Consider the following 19348-nt stretch of genomic DNA (forward strand, 5'->3'; position numbering starts at 1 on the left):
GGAAATGACACTCGGTTTTTCGTTCATAGAGGGAGAAAATGGAGTTTATAGATGTTTTAAGAAAGAAAAATATGAAGGTAAGAGAGTTTCAAAATTGGGGTGTATATTTTCGCAAGCGCTGGGAGGAGCATTTTGTAAACCATTTAAGTGATGAAGAAAAAGAAGACATTTTCATTTATGGAGATAAGTATGGCTGTGGGTATCTTTGGCACATATTTAGTTATGAGAAGAAGAAGTGTTTAGAGGGGAAAGAAGCGGAGAACGCGTTTCATAATGAAGTGAAAAAGGAGTGCTGTATCTTCTATCAACACTGTAATGATGTACTACTAATAAAAGATGCGAGTTTATTAAGTATGGATGATATATTACGTGAAACAGATGATATGTATAAAGGTGATATATATATTGTAGATAAAGATTTCACTTGGACTTTTGTAAAAACTCATGAACATAGATGGTGTGGTCCTTATTTTACTAGGAGATGTTAGTAGGTATACAAGCATGAAGGGTAGAATAAGTTGATATAAGTGTTTGTATGATACTTGCGTTTATTGTCTATTAGCGTATGATGAAATATATATGTCAAAAGGATGTGTAAGAAAATGAGATGGATTGTATCACTTCTTGTAAATAGCGTTGTGTTAATCGCTGTATCGGGACTTTTAAAAGGGATTGCACCAGACGCGTTTTACGTAGCAAATATACAAACTGCAATTATTGCGAGTATTATATTGGCGGTTTTAAATGTGTTTGTAAAACCATTTTTAATTTTAATTACGCTACCAATTACTGTTGTAACGTTCGGGTTCTTCTTAATTGTTATTAATGCGATTACGTTAAAAATAACAGATTCATTATTAGGAGATGCTTTTAATATAACAGGGTTTGGCGTAGCAATTATTGCCGCAATTTGTATTTCTATTTTTAATATGATAATTGAAAAGGCAATTGTTGAACCGTTATATGAAAAAAAGAGAAAATGACAAAAAGAAAAACATTTCATCATTCGTATGAAATGTTTTTTTCTATTTATGAGAAACCGTATTTCTTGTTTCCAGAAAAAAATGGTACAATATCCGGTAGAATGGAATTTTACATCAAACGAGACTGAACCCGCAGCGGAGTGGAGGTTTATACATATGCCAAAAGTAAGGACAAAAGATTTAATTGAACAATTTCAATTGGAGTTAATAAGTGGTGAAGAAGGAATTCATCGTCCGATTGATACAAGTGATTTATCACGACCTGGAATTGAAATGGCAGGATTCTTTACATATTATCCAGCTGATCGCGTGCAGCTTCTTGGAAAAACGGAGCTTACGTTCTTTGATACGTTAACGACAGAGCAAAAACAAGAGAGAATGAAAGCGCTTTGTACCGAGGAGACGCCATGTATTATTATAACTCGTAATCAAGATGTGCCAGATGAGTTATTACAAGCATCACGTGAATCAGGCATGCCTTTATTACGTTCTTCTCAAACGACAACGAGATTATCAAGTCGTTTAACAAATTATTTAGAAGGTAAGTTAGCACCAACAACTGCTGTTCATGGTGTATTAGTGGATATTTACGGTGTTGGTGTTTTAATTACAGGTCAAAGTGGTGTTGGTAAAAGTGAGACAGCTCTTGAACTTGTGAAGCGTGGCCATCGCCTTGTTGCGGATGATAGTGTAGAAATTCGCCAAGAAGATGAAGACACATTAGTAGGAAGCTCACCAGATTTAATTGAGCATTTATTAGAAATTCGTGGTCTAGGTATCATTAACGTTATGACGTTATTTGGTGCAGGGGCAGTGCGAAATTATAAGCGTATTACACTTGTTATTAATCTTGAAATTTGGGATCAAAAGAAAAATTATGATCGCTTAGGTCTTGATGAAGAGAAGATGAAGATTATTGATACAGAACTTACGAAGATTACACTTCCAGTTCGTCCTGGCCGAAACTTGGCTGTTATTATTGAAGTAGCAGCGATGAACTTCCGTTTGAAACGTATGGGAGTCAATGCGGCACAACAGTTCTCTGAACGATTAATGAGTGCGATTGAGTTAGGGAATCAGGAGTAAACTTTGGAGAGGGAGGTCATACATATGCTGTTAGGTTCTGTACCACAGCTTGACCGCGTAGCCATCCAACTTGGGCCGTTTCCTGTTTATTGGTATGGGATTATTATCGGTACAGGTGTGCTATTAGGTCTTTGGCTAGCAACTCGTGAGGGAGAAAGGCTAGGTATTCCAAAAGATACATTTGTTGACCTTGTATTAATTGCAGTACCGATCGCTATTCTATTTGCGAGAATGTACTATGTTATTTTTGAATGGGAATATTACGCGCAAAATCCGAGTCAAATTATTAATATTCGTCAAGGTGGCTTGGCGATTCATGGTGGTTTAATCGGGGCTGTTATTACAGGTATTCTTTTTGCAAAACGACGCGGGCTTTCATTCTGGAAGTTGGCGGATATTGCTGCGCCGAGTATTTTATTAGGACAAGCAATTGGCCGATGGGGAAACTTTATGAACCAAGAGGCGCATGGTGATGAAGTAACGAGACAGTTTTTAGAAGGTCTTCATTTACCAGATTTCATTATTAATCAAATGTATATCGAGGGTGTGTATTATCACCCGACGTTTTTATATGAATCATTATGGAATTTTGCAGGTGTCATTTTATTACTCGCACTACGAAAAGTGAATTTACGACGCGGGGAATTATTCTTTACATATTTAATTTGGTATTCAGTAGGGCGCTTCTTCGTAGAAGGCTTACGTACAGATAGTTTAATGCTAGGACCACTTCGTATTGCACAAGTAATGTCAATTGGACTTGTTGTTATTTCTATTATTTTCATTATTGTGAGACGAAAAATGGGGCAAGCTGATAAAAGATATTCAGAAAATTAGAGACAAGTAGCATCTTATTATAAGATGCTGCTTCTTTCATATTCAGGAAAGCGAAAGGACTAGGGCGATGCAAATAAATACAGTGTTATTTGATTTAGATGGAACTTTAATTAATACAAACGAACTTATTATTTCTTCTTTTTTACACACTTTAAATACATATTATTCAGATCAATATAAGCGTGAAGATGTGCTGCCATTTATCGGTCCATCTTTGCATGATACTTTCAGCAAGATTGATGAAAATAAAGTTGAAGAGATGATTACATGTTATCGTCAATTTAACCATGAGCATCATGATGAATTAGTAGAAGAATATGAAACTGTATACGAAACAGTTCAAGAGTTGAAAAAACAAGGTTATAAAGTTGGTATTGTTACAACGAAAGCGAGACAAACCGTTGAGATGGGATTAAAGTTGTCAAAGCTTGATGAGTTTTTTGATGTTGTCGTGACAATTGATGATGTGGAACATGTGAAGCCACATCCAGAACCACTTCAAAAAGCGCTCGAGTTACTACATGCGAAACCAGGAGAAACAGTGATGGTTGGGGATAATCACCATGATATTGTCGGCGGACAAAATGCGGGTACGAAAACAGCTGCGGTTTCATGGACTTTGAAAGGTAGAGCGTATTTAGAATCTTACAAACCAGACTTTATGCTAGATAAAATGAGTGATTTACTGCCGATTTTGTCCGGTATTAACCGATCATAAGTAGAGGAGAGGGTTAAGTGCGACGGACAACGCGCTATCCTGTTTCAGGAGAGAATTCATTATGGAATGTGTATAAAACCGTGTCTTTTTGGAAGGTAATGAAAAACTTTATTATTATTCAAATTGCACGTTACACACCATTTTTATCTGTGAAGAATTGGTTATATCGTACGTTTTTAGGAATGAAAGTAGGGGGAAAAACATCATTTGCACTTATGGTTATGCCGGATATTATGTTTCCCGAAAAAATTACTGTGGGTGACAATTCAATTATCGGATACAATACAACGCTTTTAGCACATGAATATTTGATTCGTGAATATCGACTTGGAGAGATCGTCATAGGGAATGAAGTGATGATTGGAGCGAACACGACAATCTTACCAGGGGTAAGGATTGGAGATAGCGCCATTGTTTCGGCTGGAACACTTGTCCATAAAGATGTACCGAGCGGCGCTTTCGTAGGTGGAAATCCAATGCGTATTATTTATACGAAAGAGGAAATGGCGGCCCGAGAAGGTTGATGCTAAAAATGTAACATTTCTTTTCTTTTTTTATGAATAAAAAGGAAATAATTGAGTATAATATACTGTTTTGTTTTTTACGGAATCGTTTATACTTATAGATAGAAAAATGTGTGAGCGAAGAAAACAAAAAACTGGAGGATATATGGGGAAAAATCAAAGGATATATAAGGAGAACGGACAAGTTATCTCTTTTAACCAATTAGCGGACTTCTTTTATAAAAAAGGGATGAGGGCTTACAAAGGGCAAAAATTGCAAGATGCAATTAAATATTTTCGAAGAGCGGCACAAAGCGAGAAGGAGCCGTTTATTTTATGCCAATTAGCAATAGCGTTATCTGAGGCTGGTGAATACCAAGAGTCGAATCAGATATTTCTAAAGCTTGCTAGATCCAACCCTGAACTTGAACAATGCTATTATTTTATTGCAAATAATTATGCATATATGGGTTTATTTCAACAAGCGAAGAAGTATGCGGATCGATATTTAGAAGTTGCGAAAGAGAAGGAATTTGTAGAAGATACATTAGAATTGCTTGAGATTATGGAAGAAGAAGCAATGGGTGCGGAAGAGATTGAGGATGAAGATGATTTAATTGTTATGCAAGAAGAGGCAAATCGTTATATTCGTAATGGACAATTAGAAGAAGCCATTGCTACATTAGAAATTGTTACGAAAGATTATCCGGAATTTTGGTCGGGTCATAATAATTTAGCCATCGCACATTTTCAATCTGGTAATGTAGACAAAGCGCTGAAATTAACGGAAATGATTTTAGAGAAAAATCCTGGTAATATACATGCGCTTTGTAATACGCTTATTTTTCTATATTCAATTGGGGAACATAAACAAGTAGAAGCATTAGCGGGACAGCTAGTTTCAGTATATCCGATTTCATTTGAACATCGTTTGAAACTTGGAACGACCCTTGCAACAATTGGTTATTTCGAGCATGCATATAAGTGGTTTAAAGTATTAAAGCGTCAAGGATATGAGGGAGACGTAAGTTTTTATTATTGGTTTGCTTATTCTGCGTATATGGTGAAAAATCAGCAAGTAGCTGAAAAAATGTGGCAACATGTAGTAGAATTGCACCCTGATAAAAAAGGAAAAGAGCCGTGGAACGCACTAAGTTTAGCGGATGAAGGGCAAAACGTGTTGTTTGAAGAATTACAAAAGTCATTTCAGCAAAGTGCAACGCTAGAGGAGCAAATGCTAGCTTTATATTTAATGAATGAATTGTCAACACCAGAGAAGGTCGGATTCTTTTTTGATGTAACGCAAGTGAAAAATGGTGTTCCAATTGTATCGCAACTTGCAAAGTATTTCTTTTTACTTAATAGTCATAAAGGTATTCCTGCTGATTTACAGCAATTTGAACAATGCGCGCGAATCGCGGACGCATTATATAATTATACGAAAAAGGACGATGAACTAATCGAAGAGTGTTTACACTTTTGGTTTTGTACGTTCATACGTTTATATACATCCGGGTCTGTTTTTACAAACGTGTACGGTTGGTCGGCGGCAATTGAATATATTGTGCGCGGCGAACAAGGAAATAAGATGACACAGTCGGAGCTTGGAGATGTATATAATGTATCTGTAGCGACTGTTCGAAAGTATGTGCAAGCTGTTAAGCGTACGCACACATAGTATAAGCAAATCATTGGGAAAAAAATGATGCTAACAGTATAATGAGGGTAACTTAATTGTGTAGGAATGGATAGGAGTGAATGGTGTGTCAGAAGAAAAAATTTATGATGTCATTATTATTGGTGCAGGACCAGCTGGTATGACAGCTGCAGTATATACATCTCGTGCGAATTTAAGCACATTAATGCTTGAGCGTGGTATTCCAGGTGGCCAAATGGCAAACACAGAAGATGTAGAAAATTATCCAGGTTATGAGTCTATTTTAGGACCAGACTTATCAAATAAAATGTTCGAGCATGCGAAGAAATTTGGTGCTGAATATGCATATGGTGATGTGAAAGCAGTCATCGATGGTAAAGAATATAAAACAATTATTGCTGGTAAAAAAGAATATAAAGCACGTGCAATTATCGTTGCAAGCGGTGCAGAATATAAAAAAATTGGTGTGCCAGGTGAAACAGAGCTTGGCGGCCGTGGTGTATCATATTGTGCAGTATGTGATGGGGCATTCTTTAAAGGAAAAGAACTTGTTGTTATTGGAGGCGGAGATTCAGCTGTTGAAGAGGGTGTGTTCTTAACGCGCTTCGCATCAAAAGTAACAATCGTTCACCGTCGTGACACTCTTCGTGCACAGAAAATTTTACAAGATCGTGCATTCCAAAACGAGAAAGTGGATTTCATTTGGAATCACACTATAAAAGAAATTAATGATGCAAATGGTAAAGTAGGAAGTGTAACACTTGTAGACGTAAATAGTGGAGAAGAGAAAGAAGTAAAAACTGATGGCGTTTTCGTATACATCGGTATGTTACCTTTATCAAAACCATTTGTTGAACTAGGTATTACAAATGAAAATGGTTACCTTGAAACGAACGAGCGTATGGAAACGAAAGTTCCTGGTATTTTCGCAGCAGGTGATGTTCGTGAAAAAATGCTTCGTCAAATTGTAACGGCAACAGGTGACGGTAGTATTGCTGCACAAAGTGCACAACATTACGTAGAAGAATTATTAGAGGAATTAAAAACTGTAACAGAAAAATAAGGGGTAATACTCCTTTTGAGAAGAAAGCTACCGATAGGAGCTTTCTTTTTTTATGTAAAAATGTCAAAGTTTTGTCAAAAACAATTAGGATTATAAGCTTTCTTATTGATATACTGGACTTTACGGAAAAAATCACTATAAGAAATGAGGAATTTATTCAGTATGGAATGGCGTAATATATATCGTGGATTTTGTATGGGAGTTAGTGATTTAATTCCTGGTGTGAGTGGCGGTACAATCGCTGTAGTGTTAGGGATTTATGAACAATTGCTTGCGGCAATTAGCGGGTTCTTTAGTCGTGAATGGAAAAAACATTTAGGATTTTTAATTCCCCTTGCAGCTGGTGTGGCGGCAGCGTTTTTAACGTTAAGTCACGTTATTAAATATTTACTTGCAAATCATTATGAACCGACTCAATTTTTCTTCCTCGGTTTAATTATTAGTATATTACCGATGTTAATGAGAGAAGCTGATGCAAAGGCGACGTTTAAAGGTAAGCACATCGCTTTATTAATAATTGCAGCTATTCTTGTTGCGATAACAGCGTTCTTTAAGCCAGATAAGGCAGCAGATCCAATTACGACGTTAACAATTTTAAATGCAATCGGTTTATTTTTCGCAGGATGGATGGCTAGTATGGCTATGCTCCTTCCTGGAATTAGCGGATCGTTTATTTTATTAATTATTGGTGTTTATCCAACGGCAATTAACGCTTTAACTACACTTAATTTACCATTAATTATGGTTATTGGTGCTGGTGTTATGGTCGGATTTGTTGTAAGTAGTAAAGGAATTAGCTTTTTATTAGATCGTTATAAAAATATGACATTTGCAGTAATTATTGGACTTGTTATCGGTTCGATTGTAATTGTTTTCCCTGGTATTCCAACTGGCGGATTTTCAATTGTAAGTTCGATCATTACCTTCATTTTAGGATTTACGATTGTTACTTATTTCGGTAAGAAATAAAGAATGTAATCCCCTTAGCGATAAAAATCGTTAAGGGGATTTTTATGTGTGATTCATTGTAATTGCAAGCATTTAGATTGCTTGTTATAGAAAGCTTTTTTACAATTGTTGAGGACTATGTGTTTAGCGAAAGAGGACTGGCTCCTTCGTTGTAGCAAACTGTTTTTGATAGTATAATGAAATGAGTATGCAGTGATAAATTTTGCTGCAAGTAGCTGAGGTGAAGAAACATGCAAAGAGTGACAAACTGTGTGTTAATTAGAGATAATGAAGTACTCTTACTCCAAAAACCTCGCCGAAATTGGTGGGTTGCACCAGGCGGGAAGATGGAGCGTGGTGAGACAGTAAGAGATTCCGTTGTTCGCGAGTATCGTGAAGAAACAGGTATTTATTTAAAGAACCCAGCGTTAAAAGGGGTCTTCACCTTTGTCATCCAAGAAGGTGATAAAGTTGTTTCTGAATGGATGATGTTCTCCTTTTTAGCGACAGATTTTGCAGGAGAAAACAAACTAGAGAGCGAAGAAGGCATCATTGGTTGGCATACATTTGATAAGATTGATGATTTAGCAATGGCGCCAGGAGATTATCACATTATTGATTATTTAATTAAAGGGAATGGTATAATCTACGGTACATTTGTATATACCCCAGATTTTGAGCTGCTTTCATATCGATTAGATCCGAGTTAAATTGCCAAGGAGAGGATACGATGACAGAGAATAATGATATAAAAATGGTGATTATTACAGGAATGTCTGGAGCCGGAAAAACAGTAGCTTTACAAAGTTTTGAAGATTTAGGATATTTTTGTGTAGATAATTTACCGCCGATGTTATTGCCGAAGTTTATTGAGCTTATGTCGGATTCAAAAGGGAAAATGAATAAAGTAGCGCTTGGCGTTGATTTACGTGGCCGAGAGTTTTTCGAACATTTATGGGGAGCGCTTGATGATTTATCAGAACGTACATGGATTATTCCTCATATTTTATTTTTAGATGCGAAAGATAGTACGCTTGTAACTCGTTATAAAGAAACGAGACGTTCGCATCCGCTTGCGCCGACTGGTTTGCCGTTAAAGGGAATCGAAGCGGAGCGTAGTTTATTAACAGATATGAAGGCACGAGCGAATATTGTGCTTGATACATCGGATTTAAAACCGAAAGAATTACGTGAAAAAATTGTTCATTTGTTTTCTACTGAAACTGAGCAAGCATTTCGTGTAAATGTTATGTCCTTTGGATTTAAGTACGGTATTCCAATTGATGCAGATTTAGTATTTGATGTTCGTTTTTTACCAAATCCATATTACATTCCACATATGAAGCCATTAACAGGACTAGATGAAGAAGTTTCGTCGTATGTACTGAAATTTAATGAGACACATAAGTTTTTAGAGAAACTGATAGATCTCATTACTTTCATGCTGCCTCATTATAAAAGAGAAGGCAAAAGTCAACTTGTAATTGCAATTGGATGTACAGGTGGACAGCATCGTTCTGTTACGCTTACAGAGTACCTTGGGAAACATTTGAAACCAGAGTATAGCGTTCATGTATCTCATCGTGATGTGGAGAAGAGAAAGGGCCATTAGGGGATGAAAAAAGAGAGAAAACCTAAAATTGTCATCATGGGAGGAGGAACTGGACTCTCTGTTTTATTAAGAGGATTAAAGCAATATCCTGTTGATATTACAGCAGTTGTTACAATCGCTGATGATGGTGGCAGTTCAGGTAGATTACGTGATGAGCTAGAAATTCCACCCCCAGGTGACATTCGTAACGTACTTGTTGCACTGTCGGATGTAGAGCCCCTGGTGGAAGCTTTATTTCAGCATCGTTTCACAACGGGAGACGGACTGAAAGGTCATGCGTTAGGAAATCTGTTATTGGCAGGTATGACCTCGATTACAGGAGACTTTTTCCATGCAATTACAGAAACGAGTAAAGTATTAAATGTCAGAGGACGTGTATTACCAGCAGCGAATCAAAGTGCAGTACTGCATGCGGAACTAGAGGATGGAGAAATTGTAACAGGTGAATCAAAGATTCCGTATTTCGGAAAGAAGATTAACCGTGTCTTTTTAACTCCAGAAGATGTAGAGCCGTTACATGAAACGTTAGCTGAGATTAAACGAGCTGATTTACTTGTTTTCGGTCCAGGAAGTTTGTATACGAGTATATTGCCGAATTTAGTTGTTAATAAAATTGGGGACGCTGTTCTTGCTGCAAAAGCAAAGAAGGTATATGTATGTAATGTTATGACACAAGCGGGTGAAACGATGGGGTATACTGCGTTTGATCATGTGCAGGCGTTACATGATCATTTAGGGCAACCATTTATCGATACTGCAATTGTAAATAATCGTGATATTCCTTGTGAATTACGCAAGTTATACGAGGAAGAAATGTCGACACCAGTTGTAGTGGATGAAGAGCGTTTTACTGAAAATAATATTGATGTCATTCAAGATAGATTAGCGAAGTATGATGAGCGTGTTGTAAGGCATGATACGTTAAAGTTAGCTTCTATTTTATATTCACTGTTATAAATGTGCGTTACCTCGTTTTGAGGTAACGCTCCTCATTCATATAGGACAAGATTTTTGTTCCATAATAATCGTATAAGGAGGTGTTGACTGTGTCATTTGCATCGGAAACAAAGAAAGAGTTGACGAATCTTGAGGTGAAGGAATGCTGTGAGAAAGTAGAATTATCAGCATTACTTCGAATGAACGGGTCGCTTTCTTTTTCAAATCGTCGTCTATCTATCGATATTCAAACGGAAAATGCGGCAATTGCAAGAAGGATTTATACGCTTTTGAAAAAAGGATATGACGTAACGGTAGAATTACTTGTTCGTAAAAAAATGCGATTGAAGAAAAATAATGTATATATTGTGCGGCTTGTTGAGAAGTCTCGTGAAATATTAGCAGATCTCCATATTGTCCGGGACGACTTTTCATTTATTCGAAATATATCACAAGAATTAATTGAGAAGAAATGTTGTAAACGATCGTATTTACGAGGTGCATTTTTAGCAGGTGGTTCAGTAAATAACCCAGAAACATCATCTTATCATTTAGAGATCTTTTCGTTATATAAGGAACATAATGATGCTATATGTGAACTGATGAACGGATTTGATTTAAATAGTAAGACGTTGGAAAGAAGAAAAGGGTACATTACGTATTTGAAAGAAGCAGAAAAAATTACGGAATTTTTAAATATTATAGGTGCTCATAACGCACTTTTAAGATTTGAAGATATTCGAATTGTTCGTGATATGCGTAATTCAGTGAATCGACTAGTGAACTGCGAAACAGCTAATTTAAATAAGACAATTGGTGCAGCGCTAAGGCAGATTGAAAATATCCGCTATATTGATGAGTCAGTTGGTCTAGATATTTTGCCAGATAAACTAAGAGAAATTGCGCAACTACGAAGAGATTATCAAGATGTAACATTGAAAGAGTTAGGTGAGATGGTATCCGGGGGGAAAATTAGTAAATCGGGTATTAATCATCGTTTGCGTAAAATCGATGATATTGCAGAGAAATTACGCGCGGGGGAAACGATAGCAAAAAAATAAGAGGTTAAAGGGGAAATGGAGCTGTGGTTCAAAAACAGGTTAAAGTTTCATTAAAAAACGGCTTGCAAGCACGTCCGGCTGCGTTGTTTGTACAAGAGGCAAATCGCTTTCATGCAGATATCTTTATCGAGAAAGATGGAAAGACAGTAAATGCAAAGAGCATAATGGGGATTATGAGCTTAGCAATCGGAACTGGTAGCATGATAACAATTACAACAGAAGGTTCAGATGCAGAAGAGGCTTTAGAAGCATTAGCTGCATATGTACAATAAAATGGCTATCGCGCATGTGCGATAGCTTTTTTGTTTTTGCTGTTTACTTAAGGGGAGTTTGCGGGATAGGGGGTATGTAGCTGGTTTGTCCTTGTCGTAGATTGTCGGTAAATCGATATGTTGTGTCGAACCGTTGATATATTAAAAAAATCGTTGATATAATTTGAGTTTTGTTCGATATAATTGAAAAATCGTTGATATATTTAGGGGAATACCGGGATGGGTATACAGACGGAGGGCATGATAATAAAAAAGCGCCCTGTAATAGGGCGCTTCTGCTTTTAAGTGCATCCAGCTCCAGCGGCTAGAATCTCCGGTCGCTTCGCCCCTTCATTCGAGGCAAAAAGCGCCTCTCGGAATCAGGGGCTCCATCGCCCTGCGATTCTGAACGAGCCGCTTCCGCTTTAAATCTATTAACGATTTGTAAAGATCTTATCAATTAAGCCGTATTCTAAAGCTCTTTCTGCTGTCATGAAGTTGTCGCGGTCTGTGTCGCGTTGTAGTACTTCAAGTGGTTGACCTGTGCGGTCAGCAAGAATTTGGTTTAATTTTTCACGTAAGAATAGGATACGTTTTGCAGCGATTTCGATTTCAGTCGCTTGACCTTGTGCTCCGCCAAGTGGTTGGTGAATCATTACTTCACTGTTAGGAAGAGCGAAACGTTTTCCTTTTTCACCTGCTGCAAGTAAGAATGCACCCATAGATGCAGCCATACCGATACAGATTGTTGATACTTGTGGTTTAATAAACTGCATTGTATCGTAAATTGCCATACCTGCTGTGATAGAACCACCAGGGCTATTGATGTAGATGTGAATATCTTTTTCTGGATCTTGAGATTCCAAGAATAAAAGCTGGGAAACAATTGAGTTAGCTACGTTGTCATCAATTGCACTACCAAGCATAATGATGCGGTCTTTTAATAGTCGAGAGTAAATATCGTAAGCGCGTTCTCCACGATTTGTTTGTTCAATTACTGTAGGAATTAAATTCATCTGTTATTTCCTCCTTCTAAAGCTTTCTTAGTCTTATAATACAATTATGGTCAATAAAGGTCAAACGAAACCACTTTAAATCAAAAAAATATGTAGTTGTACCATGAAATATTCGCTATGTTTTTAAAATTCCCTGCTTATGTATCTTCAACATCATAACCGAATTACATAAATTTAAACGTCATGAAAACTGTAGAAAAAAAGAAAAGAACGCCTTTTGATTGAAGCGTTCTTTCGATATTTATTCTTTTAAAAGATAGGTTACTCTATTTAAAATCTTTTCGATTTGTTTCGCGTTTTTACTATACATTTCGCTTGCTGATTTCGATTTTGTTTCTAAAGAAAATAGCTCAAGGTCAGCATGACATTTTTTTAAAGATGCCAATAATAAAGGTTTGTTTTGAGGAGAAGGCATTTGGAGTTTGTCATTATAAATGTCGATAGTAAGTTGCCCGTATGAGTCAACTTGACCGAGAAAAACATTTTCAATGACAACGCCGAGCTTTTCTAATTCTGAATGTAGCCAAGCGCGGTTATGCCCGCTTGATGACAGAGGTTCATCTAGTACATTTCCATCCATAATAACAGTTTGTGGTTCCTTCTCGTTTGGTACTTTTAAACCTACGTCTTTTGCTGTAAGTGGTTGGCGATCTTTCTTTAATAATACATTTAATTCACCGCTCGGTTCTAGTACAGCAAATTCAACATCCGCTACGCTGAATGCATTTTTTCCTCGGAGTAGTTCAAGTAATTCGTCACTTGTATATTTTTCTTTCTTTAAGTTATCTTCGAGTACTTTTCCATCTTTTATTAATACGGTAGATTTCCCTTCAAAGAAGTCCCGAGCTGTTTTGTTCTTTAAGGAGAGGATTCCTGTGAAAAAAGGTACCACAGCGAAAATGAGTATCGCAAAGACGCCGTGGAAAAATTTTGAATCGAGCCCTGTAGATACTTGGGCAGCGATGTCACCGATTGTCATTCCGGCTATGTATTCAAAAAAGGAGAGCTGAGAGATCTGTCTTTTCCCTAACCATTTCGTAATAGCGAATAAAATGATTAATATGAATACAGAGCGAAGAATAACGAGTGTCCATTCGGGCAGGTGAGACATAGTCATTTCCTCCAGTCTACTTAAAACCCTTTATATTGAGGTTCTTCACGTTCTAATACTGAAACTCTATCTTTTACATCAGCGATGACGCTGTCCATTTCTAACATACATTCATGAAATACGCGTTTTGATTCTTCATCCTGTGAATTTAATGAAAGGGAGCTTAAACTTGCTTGAGCGCCCCTTAAACTAGCAAGACAAGTTTTTACGCTAGCGATAACAGTCATGCAAACACCTCTTATCCTTTCGGTTTAAATAGTAATGCTCCAATGAAGCCGAAAATAATCGCTGCGGATACACCTGCGCTCGTTACTTTAAACATACCAGTAATTACGCCGACGATTCCATGTTTTGCAGCTTCTTCCATCGCGCCGTGAACGAGGGCGTTTCCAAAGCTTGTAATAGGTACAGTTGCCCCAGCCCCGGCGAAATCAATTAGTGGTTCATACAAATTGAATCCGTCTAATATAGCTCCAGCAACAACGAGTGTTGCCATTGTATGAGCTGGTGTTAGTTTGCCAACATCAAACATAAGTTGTCCAATTACACATATAAGTCCACCGATTACAAAAGCCCAGAAGAAAATCATTGCGTTGCACCTCCAAATTCAATCGAAACGGCGTGGGCGATACACGGAATCGTTTCTTCTTGTTGGAATGTAAGTGGAGATAGTAAAGCGCCTGTCGCAACGACAAGTATTTTTTTGAATTCTCCTCTTTTCATTCGGTTTAATAAGTGACCGTATACGACTGTCGCTGAACAGCCTGGACCACTTCCGCCGGCTATTACAGGTTGACCTTCTCTATAAATGAGTAGTCCGCAGTCTTGAAATTGTTCACTCGTTACTTTTGTCCCATGTTTATGTAGTAAGTCATAAGCAATTTCGCGTCCAACATGTCCGAGGTCTCCTGTTACGATTAAATCATAGTGAGATGCATCAAGATTTCTTTCTCTTAAATGAGCTTCAATTGTATCGACAGCAGCAGGGGCCATTGCACCTCCCATATTAAATGGATCAGTTAATCCCATATCAACAATGCGCCCAATTGTGGCGGAAGTTACTCTTGGGCCATGTCCTGTATCGCTTAAAATAGCTGCGCCCGCACCAGTTACTGTCCACTGGGCCGTAGGAGGTTTTTGACCACCATATTCAGTTGGATAACGAAATTGTTTTTCCACAGCAGCGTTATGGCTTGAAGCTCCAGTTAATAAATATTTTGCGCCTTTTGCATTTACGATACTTGCACCGAGCGCTAAACCTTCCATAGAAGTAGAGCAAGCACCAAATAATCCGAGATAAGGTGTGCCAAGTGTGCGGCATGCAAAGCTAGTAGGCGTAATTTGGTTAATTAAATCTCCAGCGAGAACGAATTGAATATCATCTTTCCTAAGTCTCGCTTTTTCTGTAGCACGGCTACAAGCTTCTTCAAACAAAATTTTATGTGCTTTTTCGTAGGAATCTTGTCCGAGCCATAAATCTTCATGAAGGGTATCGAAGTCTTCAGGGATTTTCCCCTTTGCCTCAAAGGGGCCACCGATTACACCTGTTGAAATAATAACTGGTTTGTTTTCGAATACCCATGTTCGGTGTCCTTGTAACATTTATAACCCTCCCCATTGAACGAGAATCGTTTTAATAAGTGCGATGACGAAAGCGGAAAATACGCCAAATAAGATGACTGATCCTGCTAGTTTAAACATGTTACCACCAACGCCAAGAACGAATCCTTCTGTACGGTGTTCAATACATGCGGCAATAACAGAGTTACCAAATCCAGTAACGGGAACTGCGGTACCAGCACCAGCAAATTGTCCAAGGCGATCGTAGACGCCAAATCCCGTAAGTAGCATGGAGATAAAAATAAGAGTTGCAACGGTAGGGTTCCCGGCAGAGCGTTCAGTGAAATCAAAATACGTAATATAAAAGGTAGAAATCAGTTGGCCTATTAGACAAATGAATCCGCCGACGAAAAAAGCTTTTATACAATTTTTTAAAACGGGGCGTTTTGGTTCGCGCTGTTGTTCGAATTTTTTATATTCTTGTTGTACAGGTGTTAAGTTTTTATCTTTACTAGACATTTGAATCCTTCCTTCTCTATTAGAAAGCTTAAATATTAGATCCCATTTCTGATTGAATGAGTTTCAATTGTTTTTTGATGCCGTCGTTACTTACTTTCTTTTTCTTAATTTTGTTTTCAAGTTCTTCTATGAGCATAAAGATCTTTTTGTCTGTACTTACACGAATATCGAAAGTAGGATTTTCATCACTTAGTTTCTTTTTTAATTTACTTCGTAAAGGTTTTAAACCAAATCTTTCGTGATGTTCAGGTTTGATGGCTATGTAAAGATCTAAATTTGTATTAACTGCGGTAGCTTCTATAATTCCTTCGATACCAAGAGCTTTTTTCTTAGCGTCTTGCGATATAGATTGATTAAAGGATTCTGTACTCATTTTTGTTAATTTAGGACCTTTTTTCTCATCTGTTCGCTTCGCTTCTTCTTTCTTTACCTTTTTATCTAACGGGCTATTATCACATCCGGTAAGTGAACCGAATAGCAGCATAAATAACGCGGTTATGATTCCAAGTTTTCGCATTATAATCATTCCATTTCTATTGCATTATGTAATGCGAGAAAAAGGATGATTGCATATCACCCTTTTTCTCACATTGTGTACCATTAGATGAAATGGTACTTTCGGTTATTGCTGTGAATATTGTGGTTCTTCTTGTTGGACTTCTTCAACGCGTGGGTTTAAAGAATCAATAATAGTTTGCGTTTGCTCTGCAGCTGTTTGGAAAAGTTGCTTTGCTTGTTGGTTATCCGTATCAAGAGCGAATCCCTCTAAGCTAGCTTGTGCACTTTTTAATCCAGAAACAGTTTGCTTTAGTTTTGTAATTACAGTCATTGAATGAAGCCCCCTTTGGAATATCAATTCAAAGATTATAATTTGTGAGTTGAGGTGAATTTATGATTGGAAAATTTAGGTGTATTACACGTGTAGATTACAATTTTGTAATGAATATGTAAGGGGAAGCGATAGTGGAAAAACTTTTTCTCCTAGAATAAAGAACGTAAAGCAAGTTAAAAGGATATATTAAGGAGAGGGAAATGGGTTTAATTGGAATTTTTATATTAGTTATTGGTTTGGCAAGCTTTTCTCATAATGAGGTGATTGATACATATAATCCGCTTGTGAAAGAAGACTTTGTATATGTAAAAGCGAAAGAATCCGGTCGATTATCCACAGTTGGAGAGGTAGCTGGAGACTATAAATTTACTGGTTAATCCGCTTCGGGTGAAGAAAGAGATGTTAAGTTTTATGCGCCGCGTGGACTTAGAGAAGGGGCATATGTAAAGGTTAAAATAAAAGGTGAATATTATTGAAACATACCAAGAAGTACAGCCAAATGAAATTCCAAAAGGGATTAAAAAGAAACTAGATAAATAAGATGGTTAAGAATTGCCTCCTAAATGTAGAAATTAGGGGGCGTTTTTATGCAGGAAAAAGCGTACGTACAATGTGTTATCAAAGAGTTTTTATTGATTTAAATGGTTTTTATTGCTATTATTATGAAGAGAAAATGAAGTATATTTTATAATCATGCGCCCATAGCTCAGTCGGATAGAGCGGTGGTTTCCGGTACCACGTCTGCCGGGGGTTCGAATCCCTCTGGGCGCGTTAAAAATCCCTAACTTACATCGTTGTGAGTTAGGGATTTTTTTATTCATAATTGTATTGTTTGTCCCGTAAATACCAGATTGGTAAGGGTTATGAATCAGTGGATGCCGTTGAACCAGCTTGCGCTTTATTCATTTTAAATAATGATAAATTCATTATATATTGCAAAGTAAAGGCTGCAAGTATAATGAAGATCGGGAAGAAGAAATAGCGATAACGAATTTGAACTTCAGTCACTAAGTAAATGAGAAAAGCACCGATAATCAGAATTTGAAAATACTTCATGTTTAAATTTTTAAATGGAGAACTGAAAAGAAAAATAAAGACAGAACCCATACTCAGCAACATAATCGATACATAGTGTATAAAGTCTAGTTTTATAAATGAAACATCGTTGATAGTATTTCTGGCGATATCATTTATAGGGATATATGCATAAGAATCCGTTGGACTACCCCACATAATAATATTTTTTTTGTTCATAAGAGGGATAAGGTCGGTTAAATTTTCGGTTCTTTCTTTAATTAATTGTTTTTGAATTCGATTATGTTCCTCTATATCAAAATCGACAATACTTTGTCTTAATTTAGCGAAGTCCTCTAAGGAATATTGGCCGTTAGATTCTTTATTCAAGCCTATAACAAATTTCCAGCCAGAATCCGCATTGGTTATTGGGTTATGTGAAATATTAAGCATTACAGGAATATAGGCTAAAGTATATAAGATAACTAAGTATGTAGAAATAAATGTTATAGAAGAAATGAAATTCCTTTTTAAAATATTGCTGTGAAAGAATAAAAGGAAAAGCCCGGCAGCTATTAAAAATAGGATCCCAATAGGATAAATAATATTTCCTAAAGCGAATAGCAGACCACCAAAAACCATATTTATGTAATTTTTATTTTCATCGCGTGCTAATAGGTGATACGTTCCCCAAGAAAACAACATCATAGAAAGATGCTGATTTGTGAGCACAGGGACTAGTAAAAATAAGTTAATAGATGTTACGTATAAAATGAAACCAAATCGCCCGAAGATTTCATTGTTTAATCGGTGTTTAGCTATGTAAAAAATAGCTAAACCTGTTAGCAATGTATACACAATATTCAAGAACTGTAAGGCAAAGTAACTATGTGAGGTTAATGTAAGAACAAGTGCCTCGTAAATTGTAAAGCCCAACTGAGTAGTATTCCAAAAGAAGTACTGATTATCCTTAATGGCTTTCATGTTGCCAGCGGCTAATTCTTTAGCTCCATCCAACATGTACTGAAAATCAGAAATTGGAGAAGAAGGGACTAATTTAATAATTATGATAGATATCAGTAGATAAACGATGCTTATCGTATAGACGTATTTTTTTGTGCTTATATTTCTTGTTAAGAAAACGAGGGCATATATGAAAATGATGAAAGTACATATCCCAAAGATGATAAAAGGACTAAATGCCAAATCTTGTTGTTGAAAGATACTCCAACACATGATTAGCAGAATGATACATGATGCCAGGTTAACTCCTAATGAAGGTATACTTCGAAGTGTTTTTTGCATGATTCATCTCCCGTTCTAATTGTTGTATATAATGGAAAATTTTACGTTATAAATTTAGTTCTTTCAATATTTATAGTTAAAGATTTATTGTTTTCTATGAAATTTTATTGTTTTATACACGAGAAGATAGAGTTTTATTCTATCTTCTTTTTTATTTCTCTATTGTTATATCTAGTGATAAGATTTACTATTAGTATGTGGTTCTAATTTTTGTGCACTATTATTTTCTTTCAATATTATTCAAATTTCGGTTGTAAGTTGTAAATCTCATTAATACATATAAATTAATAATATTTTGGAATGGGTGTCTGCGATAGGATTCTCCTTTTACCAAAC

24 protein-coding genes, 1 tRNA gene and 1 pseudogene are annotated in these 19348 nt (G+C 36.6%); 17 read left to right on the top strand and 9 right to left on the bottom strand.

What is annotated here, in order from left to right; genetic code table 11:
• Positions 1–38: 38 nt before the first annotated feature.
• From JDS98_RS25015 to JDS98_RS25080, 14 genes are all read left to right on the top strand, one after another.
• Positions 39–488, top strand: coding sequence for a DUF4275 family protein (locus JDS98_RS25015; protein ID WP_199634456.1), 450 nt, complete (start codon positions 39–41; stop codon positions 486–488).
• Between the two features lie 114 nt (positions 489–602).
• Entirely contained in the window at positions 603–983 is a 381-nt protein-coding gene (locus JDS98_RS25020; protein ID WP_001267312.1) for a phage holin family protein, read from the top strand.
• A gap of 156 nt (positions 984–1139) precedes the next feature.
• Positions 1140–2069 (top strand): HPr(Ser) kinase/phosphatase, encoded by a 930-nt coding sequence (gene hprK, locus JDS98_RS25025; RefSeq protein WP_001127251.1) that lies wholly within the window; start codon positions 1140–1142, stop codon positions 2067–2069.
• Between the two features lie 24 nt (positions 2070–2093).
• Entirely contained in the window at positions 2094–2906 is an 813-nt protein-coding gene (gene lgt / locus JDS98_RS25030; RefSeq protein WP_000924230.1) for a prolipoprotein diacylglyceryl transferase, read from the top strand.
• A 67-nt stretch (positions 2907–2973) separates the two neighbouring features.
• Entirely contained in the window at positions 2974–3624 is a 651-nt protein-coding gene (gene ppaX, locus JDS98_RS25035; protein ID WP_199632563.1) for a pyrophosphatase PpaX, read from the top strand.
• A 17-nt stretch (positions 3625–3641) separates the two neighbouring features.
• Complete coding sequence (locus JDS98_RS25040) at positions 3642–4148, top strand: acyltransferase (RefSeq protein WP_001255057.1); 507 nt, start codon at positions 3642–3644, stop codon at positions 4146–4148.
• Positions 4149–4293: 145 nt separating this feature from the next.
• A complete protein-coding gene (locus JDS98_RS25045; protein ID WP_199634457.1) occupies positions 4294–5805 on the top strand; it encodes a tetratricopeptide repeat protein in 1512 nt (503 codons plus the stop codon).
• An 85-nt stretch (positions 5806–5890) separates the two neighbouring features.
• Entirely contained in the window at positions 5891–6847 is a 957-nt protein-coding gene (trxB, locus tag JDS98_RS25050) for a thioredoxin-disulfide reductase (RefSeq protein WP_001288066.1), read from the top strand.
• A 162-nt stretch (positions 6848–7009) separates the two neighbouring features.
• On the top strand, positions 7010–7816 hold the full coding sequence (locus tag JDS98_RS25055; RefSeq protein WP_000455191.1) for a DUF368 domain-containing protein: 807 nt from the start codon (positions 7010–7012) through the stop codon (positions 7814–7816).
• A 230-nt stretch (positions 7817–8046) separates the two neighbouring features.
• Positions 8047–8505, top strand: a complete 459-nt coding sequence (locus tag JDS98_RS25060; RefSeq protein ID WP_001190080.1) for an NUDIX hydrolase — start codon at positions 8047–8049, stop codon at positions 8503–8505.
• Between the two features lie 20 nt (positions 8506–8525).
• On the top strand, positions 8526–9407 hold the full coding sequence (gene rapZ / locus JDS98_RS25065) for an RNase adapter RapZ (RefSeq protein ID WP_000138467.1): 882 nt from the start codon (positions 8526–8528) through the stop codon (positions 9405–9407).
• Between the two features lie 3 nt (positions 9408–9410).
• Positions 9411–10364, top strand: coding sequence for a gluconeogenesis factor YvcK family protein (locus JDS98_RS25070; RefSeq protein WP_000712174.1), 954 nt, complete (start codon positions 9411–9413; stop codon positions 10362–10364).
• An 89-nt stretch (positions 10365–10453) separates the two neighbouring features.
• Positions 10454–11404: a DNA-binding protein WhiA gene (gene whiA / locus JDS98_RS25075; protein WP_000006570.1), complete on the top strand. Its 951-nt coding sequence runs from the start codon at positions 10454–10456 to the stop codon at positions 11402–11404.
• A gap of 23 nt (positions 11405–11427) precedes the next feature.
• Complete coding sequence (locus JDS98_RS25080; protein ID WP_000250298.1) at positions 11428–11676, top strand: HPr family phosphocarrier protein; 249 nt, start codon at positions 11428–11430, stop codon at positions 11674–11676.
• 413 nt (positions 11677–12089) lie between these two features.
• Here JDS98_RS25080 and clpP read toward each other — a convergent pair whose 3' ends face one another.
• The 8 genes from clpP to JDS98_RS25120 form a co-directional block, all read right to left on the bottom strand.
• Positions 12090–12671 (bottom strand): ATP-dependent Clp endopeptidase proteolytic subunit ClpP, encoded by a 582-nt coding sequence (gene clpP / locus JDS98_RS25085; protein WP_001049156.1) that lies wholly within the window; start codon positions 12669–12671, stop codon positions 12090–12092.
• 241 nt (positions 12672–12912) lie between these two features.
• Positions 12913–13782, bottom strand: coding sequence for a DUF421 domain-containing protein (locus JDS98_RS25090; protein WP_097954027.1), 870 nt, complete (start codon positions 13780–13782; stop codon positions 12913–12915).
• 20 nt (positions 13783–13802) lie between these two features.
• Positions 13803–14009, bottom strand: coding sequence for a DUF1657 domain-containing protein (locus JDS98_RS25095; RefSeq protein ID WP_000215895.1), 207 nt, complete (start codon positions 14007–14009; stop codon positions 13803–13805).
• Between the two features lie 11 nt (positions 14010–14020).
• Positions 14021–14371, bottom strand: coding sequence for a stage V sporulation protein AE (gene spoVAE, locus JDS98_RS25100; protein ID WP_000575919.1), 351 nt, complete (start codon positions 14369–14371; stop codon positions 14021–14023).
• On the bottom strand, positions 14368–15384 hold the full coding sequence (spoVAD, locus tag JDS98_RS25105) for a stage V sporulation protein AD (RefSeq protein WP_000938948.1): 1017 nt from the start codon (positions 15382–15384) through the stop codon (positions 14368–14370). Before spoVAD ends, spoVAE begins: the two co-directional genes overlap by 4 nt.
• Positions 15385–15861 (bottom strand): stage V sporulation protein AC, encoded by a 477-nt coding sequence (spoVAC, locus tag JDS98_RS25110; protein WP_000095411.1) that lies wholly within the window; start codon positions 15859–15861, stop codon positions 15385–15387.
• 28 nt (positions 15862–15889) lie between these two features.
• Entirely contained in the window at positions 15890–16378 is a 489-nt protein-coding gene (locus JDS98_RS25115; RefSeq protein WP_098099555.1) for a YhcN/YlaJ family sporulation lipoprotein, read from the bottom strand.
• A 105-nt stretch (positions 16379–16483) separates the two neighbouring features.
• On the bottom strand, positions 16484–16690 hold the full coding sequence (locus JDS98_RS25120; RefSeq protein WP_000216160.1) for a DUF1657 domain-containing protein: 207 nt from the start codon (positions 16688–16690) through the stop codon (positions 16484–16486).
• 203 nt (positions 16691–16893) lie between these two features.
• Here JDS98_RS25120 and JDS98_RS25125 point away from each other — a divergent pair, with 203 nt between their 5' ends.
• The 3 genes and pseudogenes from JDS98_RS25125 (at position 16894) to JDS98_RS25130 (ending at position 17464) form a co-directional block, all read left to right on the top strand.
• A complete protein-coding gene (locus JDS98_RS25125; protein WP_199634458.1) occupies positions 16894–17070 on the top strand; it encodes an ABC transporter ATP-binding protein in 177 nt (58 codons plus the stop codon).
• 45 nt (positions 17071–17115) lie between these two features.
• Positions 17116–17169 (top strand): annotated as a pseudogene (locus tag JDS98_RS30805) (YxeA family protein); the annotation flags it as partial.
• Positions 17170–17388: 219 nt separating this feature from the next.
• A tRNA-Arg gene (locus JDS98_RS25130) sits at positions 17389–17464 on the top strand.
• 90 nt (positions 17465–17554) lie between these two features.
• Here the strand turns inward: JDS98_RS25130 and JDS98_RS25135 are convergent.
• The gene (locus tag JDS98_RS25135) at positions 17555–19012 is read right to left on the bottom strand and encodes a glycosyltransferase family 39 protein (RefSeq protein WP_199634459.1); all 1458 of its coding nucleotides are present in this window, start codon (positions 19010–19012) and stop codon (positions 17555–17557) included.
• Between the last annotated feature and the right edge of the window lie 336 nt (positions 19013–19348).

It is taken from the genome of Bacillus cereus group sp. N11, assembly GCF_016483605.1.
Classification (GTDB): domain Bacteria; phylum Bacillota; class Bacilli; order Bacillales; family Bacillaceae_G; genus Bacillus_A; species Bacillus_A toyonensis.

Bases quoted from the DNA above. Each gene is read 5' to 3' on its own strand.
- JDS98_RS25015 (WP_199634456.1), top strand. From the start codon at position 39: ATGGAGTTTATAGATGTTTTAAGAAAGAAAAATATGAAGGTAAGAGAG.
- JDS98_RS25020 (WP_001267312.1), top strand. From the start codon at position 603: ATGAGATGGATTGTATCACTTCTTGTAAATAGCGTTGTGTTAATCGCT.
- hprK (WP_001127251.1), top strand. From the start codon at position 1,140: ATGCCAAAAGTAAGGACAAAAGATTTAATTGAACAATTTCAATTGGAG.
- lgt (WP_000924230.1), top strand. From the start codon at position 2,094: ATGCTGTTAGGTTCTGTACCACAGCTTGACCGCGTAGCCATCCAACTT.
- ppaX (WP_199632563.1), top strand. From the start codon at position 2,974: ATGCAAATAAATACAGTGTTATTTGATTTAGATGGAACTTTAATTAAT.
- JDS98_RS25045 (WP_199634457.1), top strand. From the start codon at position 4,294: ATGGGGAAAAATCAAAGGATATATAAGGAGAACGGACAAGTTATCTCT.
- JDS98_RS25055 (WP_000455191.1), top strand. From the start codon at position 7,010: ATGGAATGGCGTAATATATATCGTGGATTTTGTATGGGAGTTAGTGAT.
- JDS98_RS25060 (WP_001190080.1), top strand. From the start codon at position 8,047: ATGCAAAGAGTGACAAACTGTGTGTTAATTAGAGATAATGAAGTACTC.
- rapZ (WP_000138467.1), top strand. From the start codon at position 8,526: ATGACAGAGAATAATGATATAAAAATGGTGATTATTACAGGAATGTCT.
- JDS98_RS25070 (WP_000712174.1), top strand. From the start codon at position 9,411: ATGAAAAAAGAGAGAAAACCTAAAATTGTCATCATGGGAGGAGGAACT.
- clpP (WP_001049156.1), bottom strand. From the start codon at position 12,671: ATGAATTTAATTCCTACAGTAATTGAACAAACAAATCGTGGAGAACGC.
- JDS98_RS25090 (WP_097954027.1), bottom strand. From the start codon at position 13,782: ATGTCTCACCTGCCCGAATGGACACTCGTTATTCTTCGCTCTGTATTC.
- JDS98_RS25095 (WP_000215895.1), bottom strand. From the start codon at position 14,009: ATGACTGTTATCGCTAGCGTAAAAACTTGTCTTGCTAGTTTAAGGGGC.
- spoVAE (WP_000575919.1), bottom strand. From the start codon at position 14,371: ATGATTTTCTTCTGGGCTTTTGTAATCGGTGGACTTATATGTGTAATT.
- spoVAD (WP_000938948.1), bottom strand. From the start codon at position 15,384: ATGTTACAAGGACACCGAACATGGGTATTCGAAAACAAACCAGTTATT.
- spoVAC (WP_000095411.1), bottom strand. From the start codon at position 15,861: ATGTCTAGTAAAGATAAAAACTTAACACCTGTACAACAAGAATATAAA.
- JDS98_RS25115 (WP_098099555.1), bottom strand. From the start codon at position 16,378: ATGCGAAAACTTGGAATCATAACCGCGTTATTTATGCTGCTATTCGGT.
- JDS98_RS25120 (WP_000216160.1), bottom strand. From the start codon at position 16,690: ATGACTGTAATTACAAAACTAAAGCAAACTGTTTCTGGATTAAAAAGT.
- JDS98_RS25125 (WP_199634458.1), top strand. From the start codon at position 16,894: ATGGGTTTAATTGGAATTTTTATATTAGTTATTGGTTTGGCAAGCTTT.
- JDS98_RS25135 (WP_199634459.1), bottom strand. From the start codon at position 19,012: ATGCAAAAAACACTTCGAAGTATACCTTCATTAGGAGTTAACCTGGCA.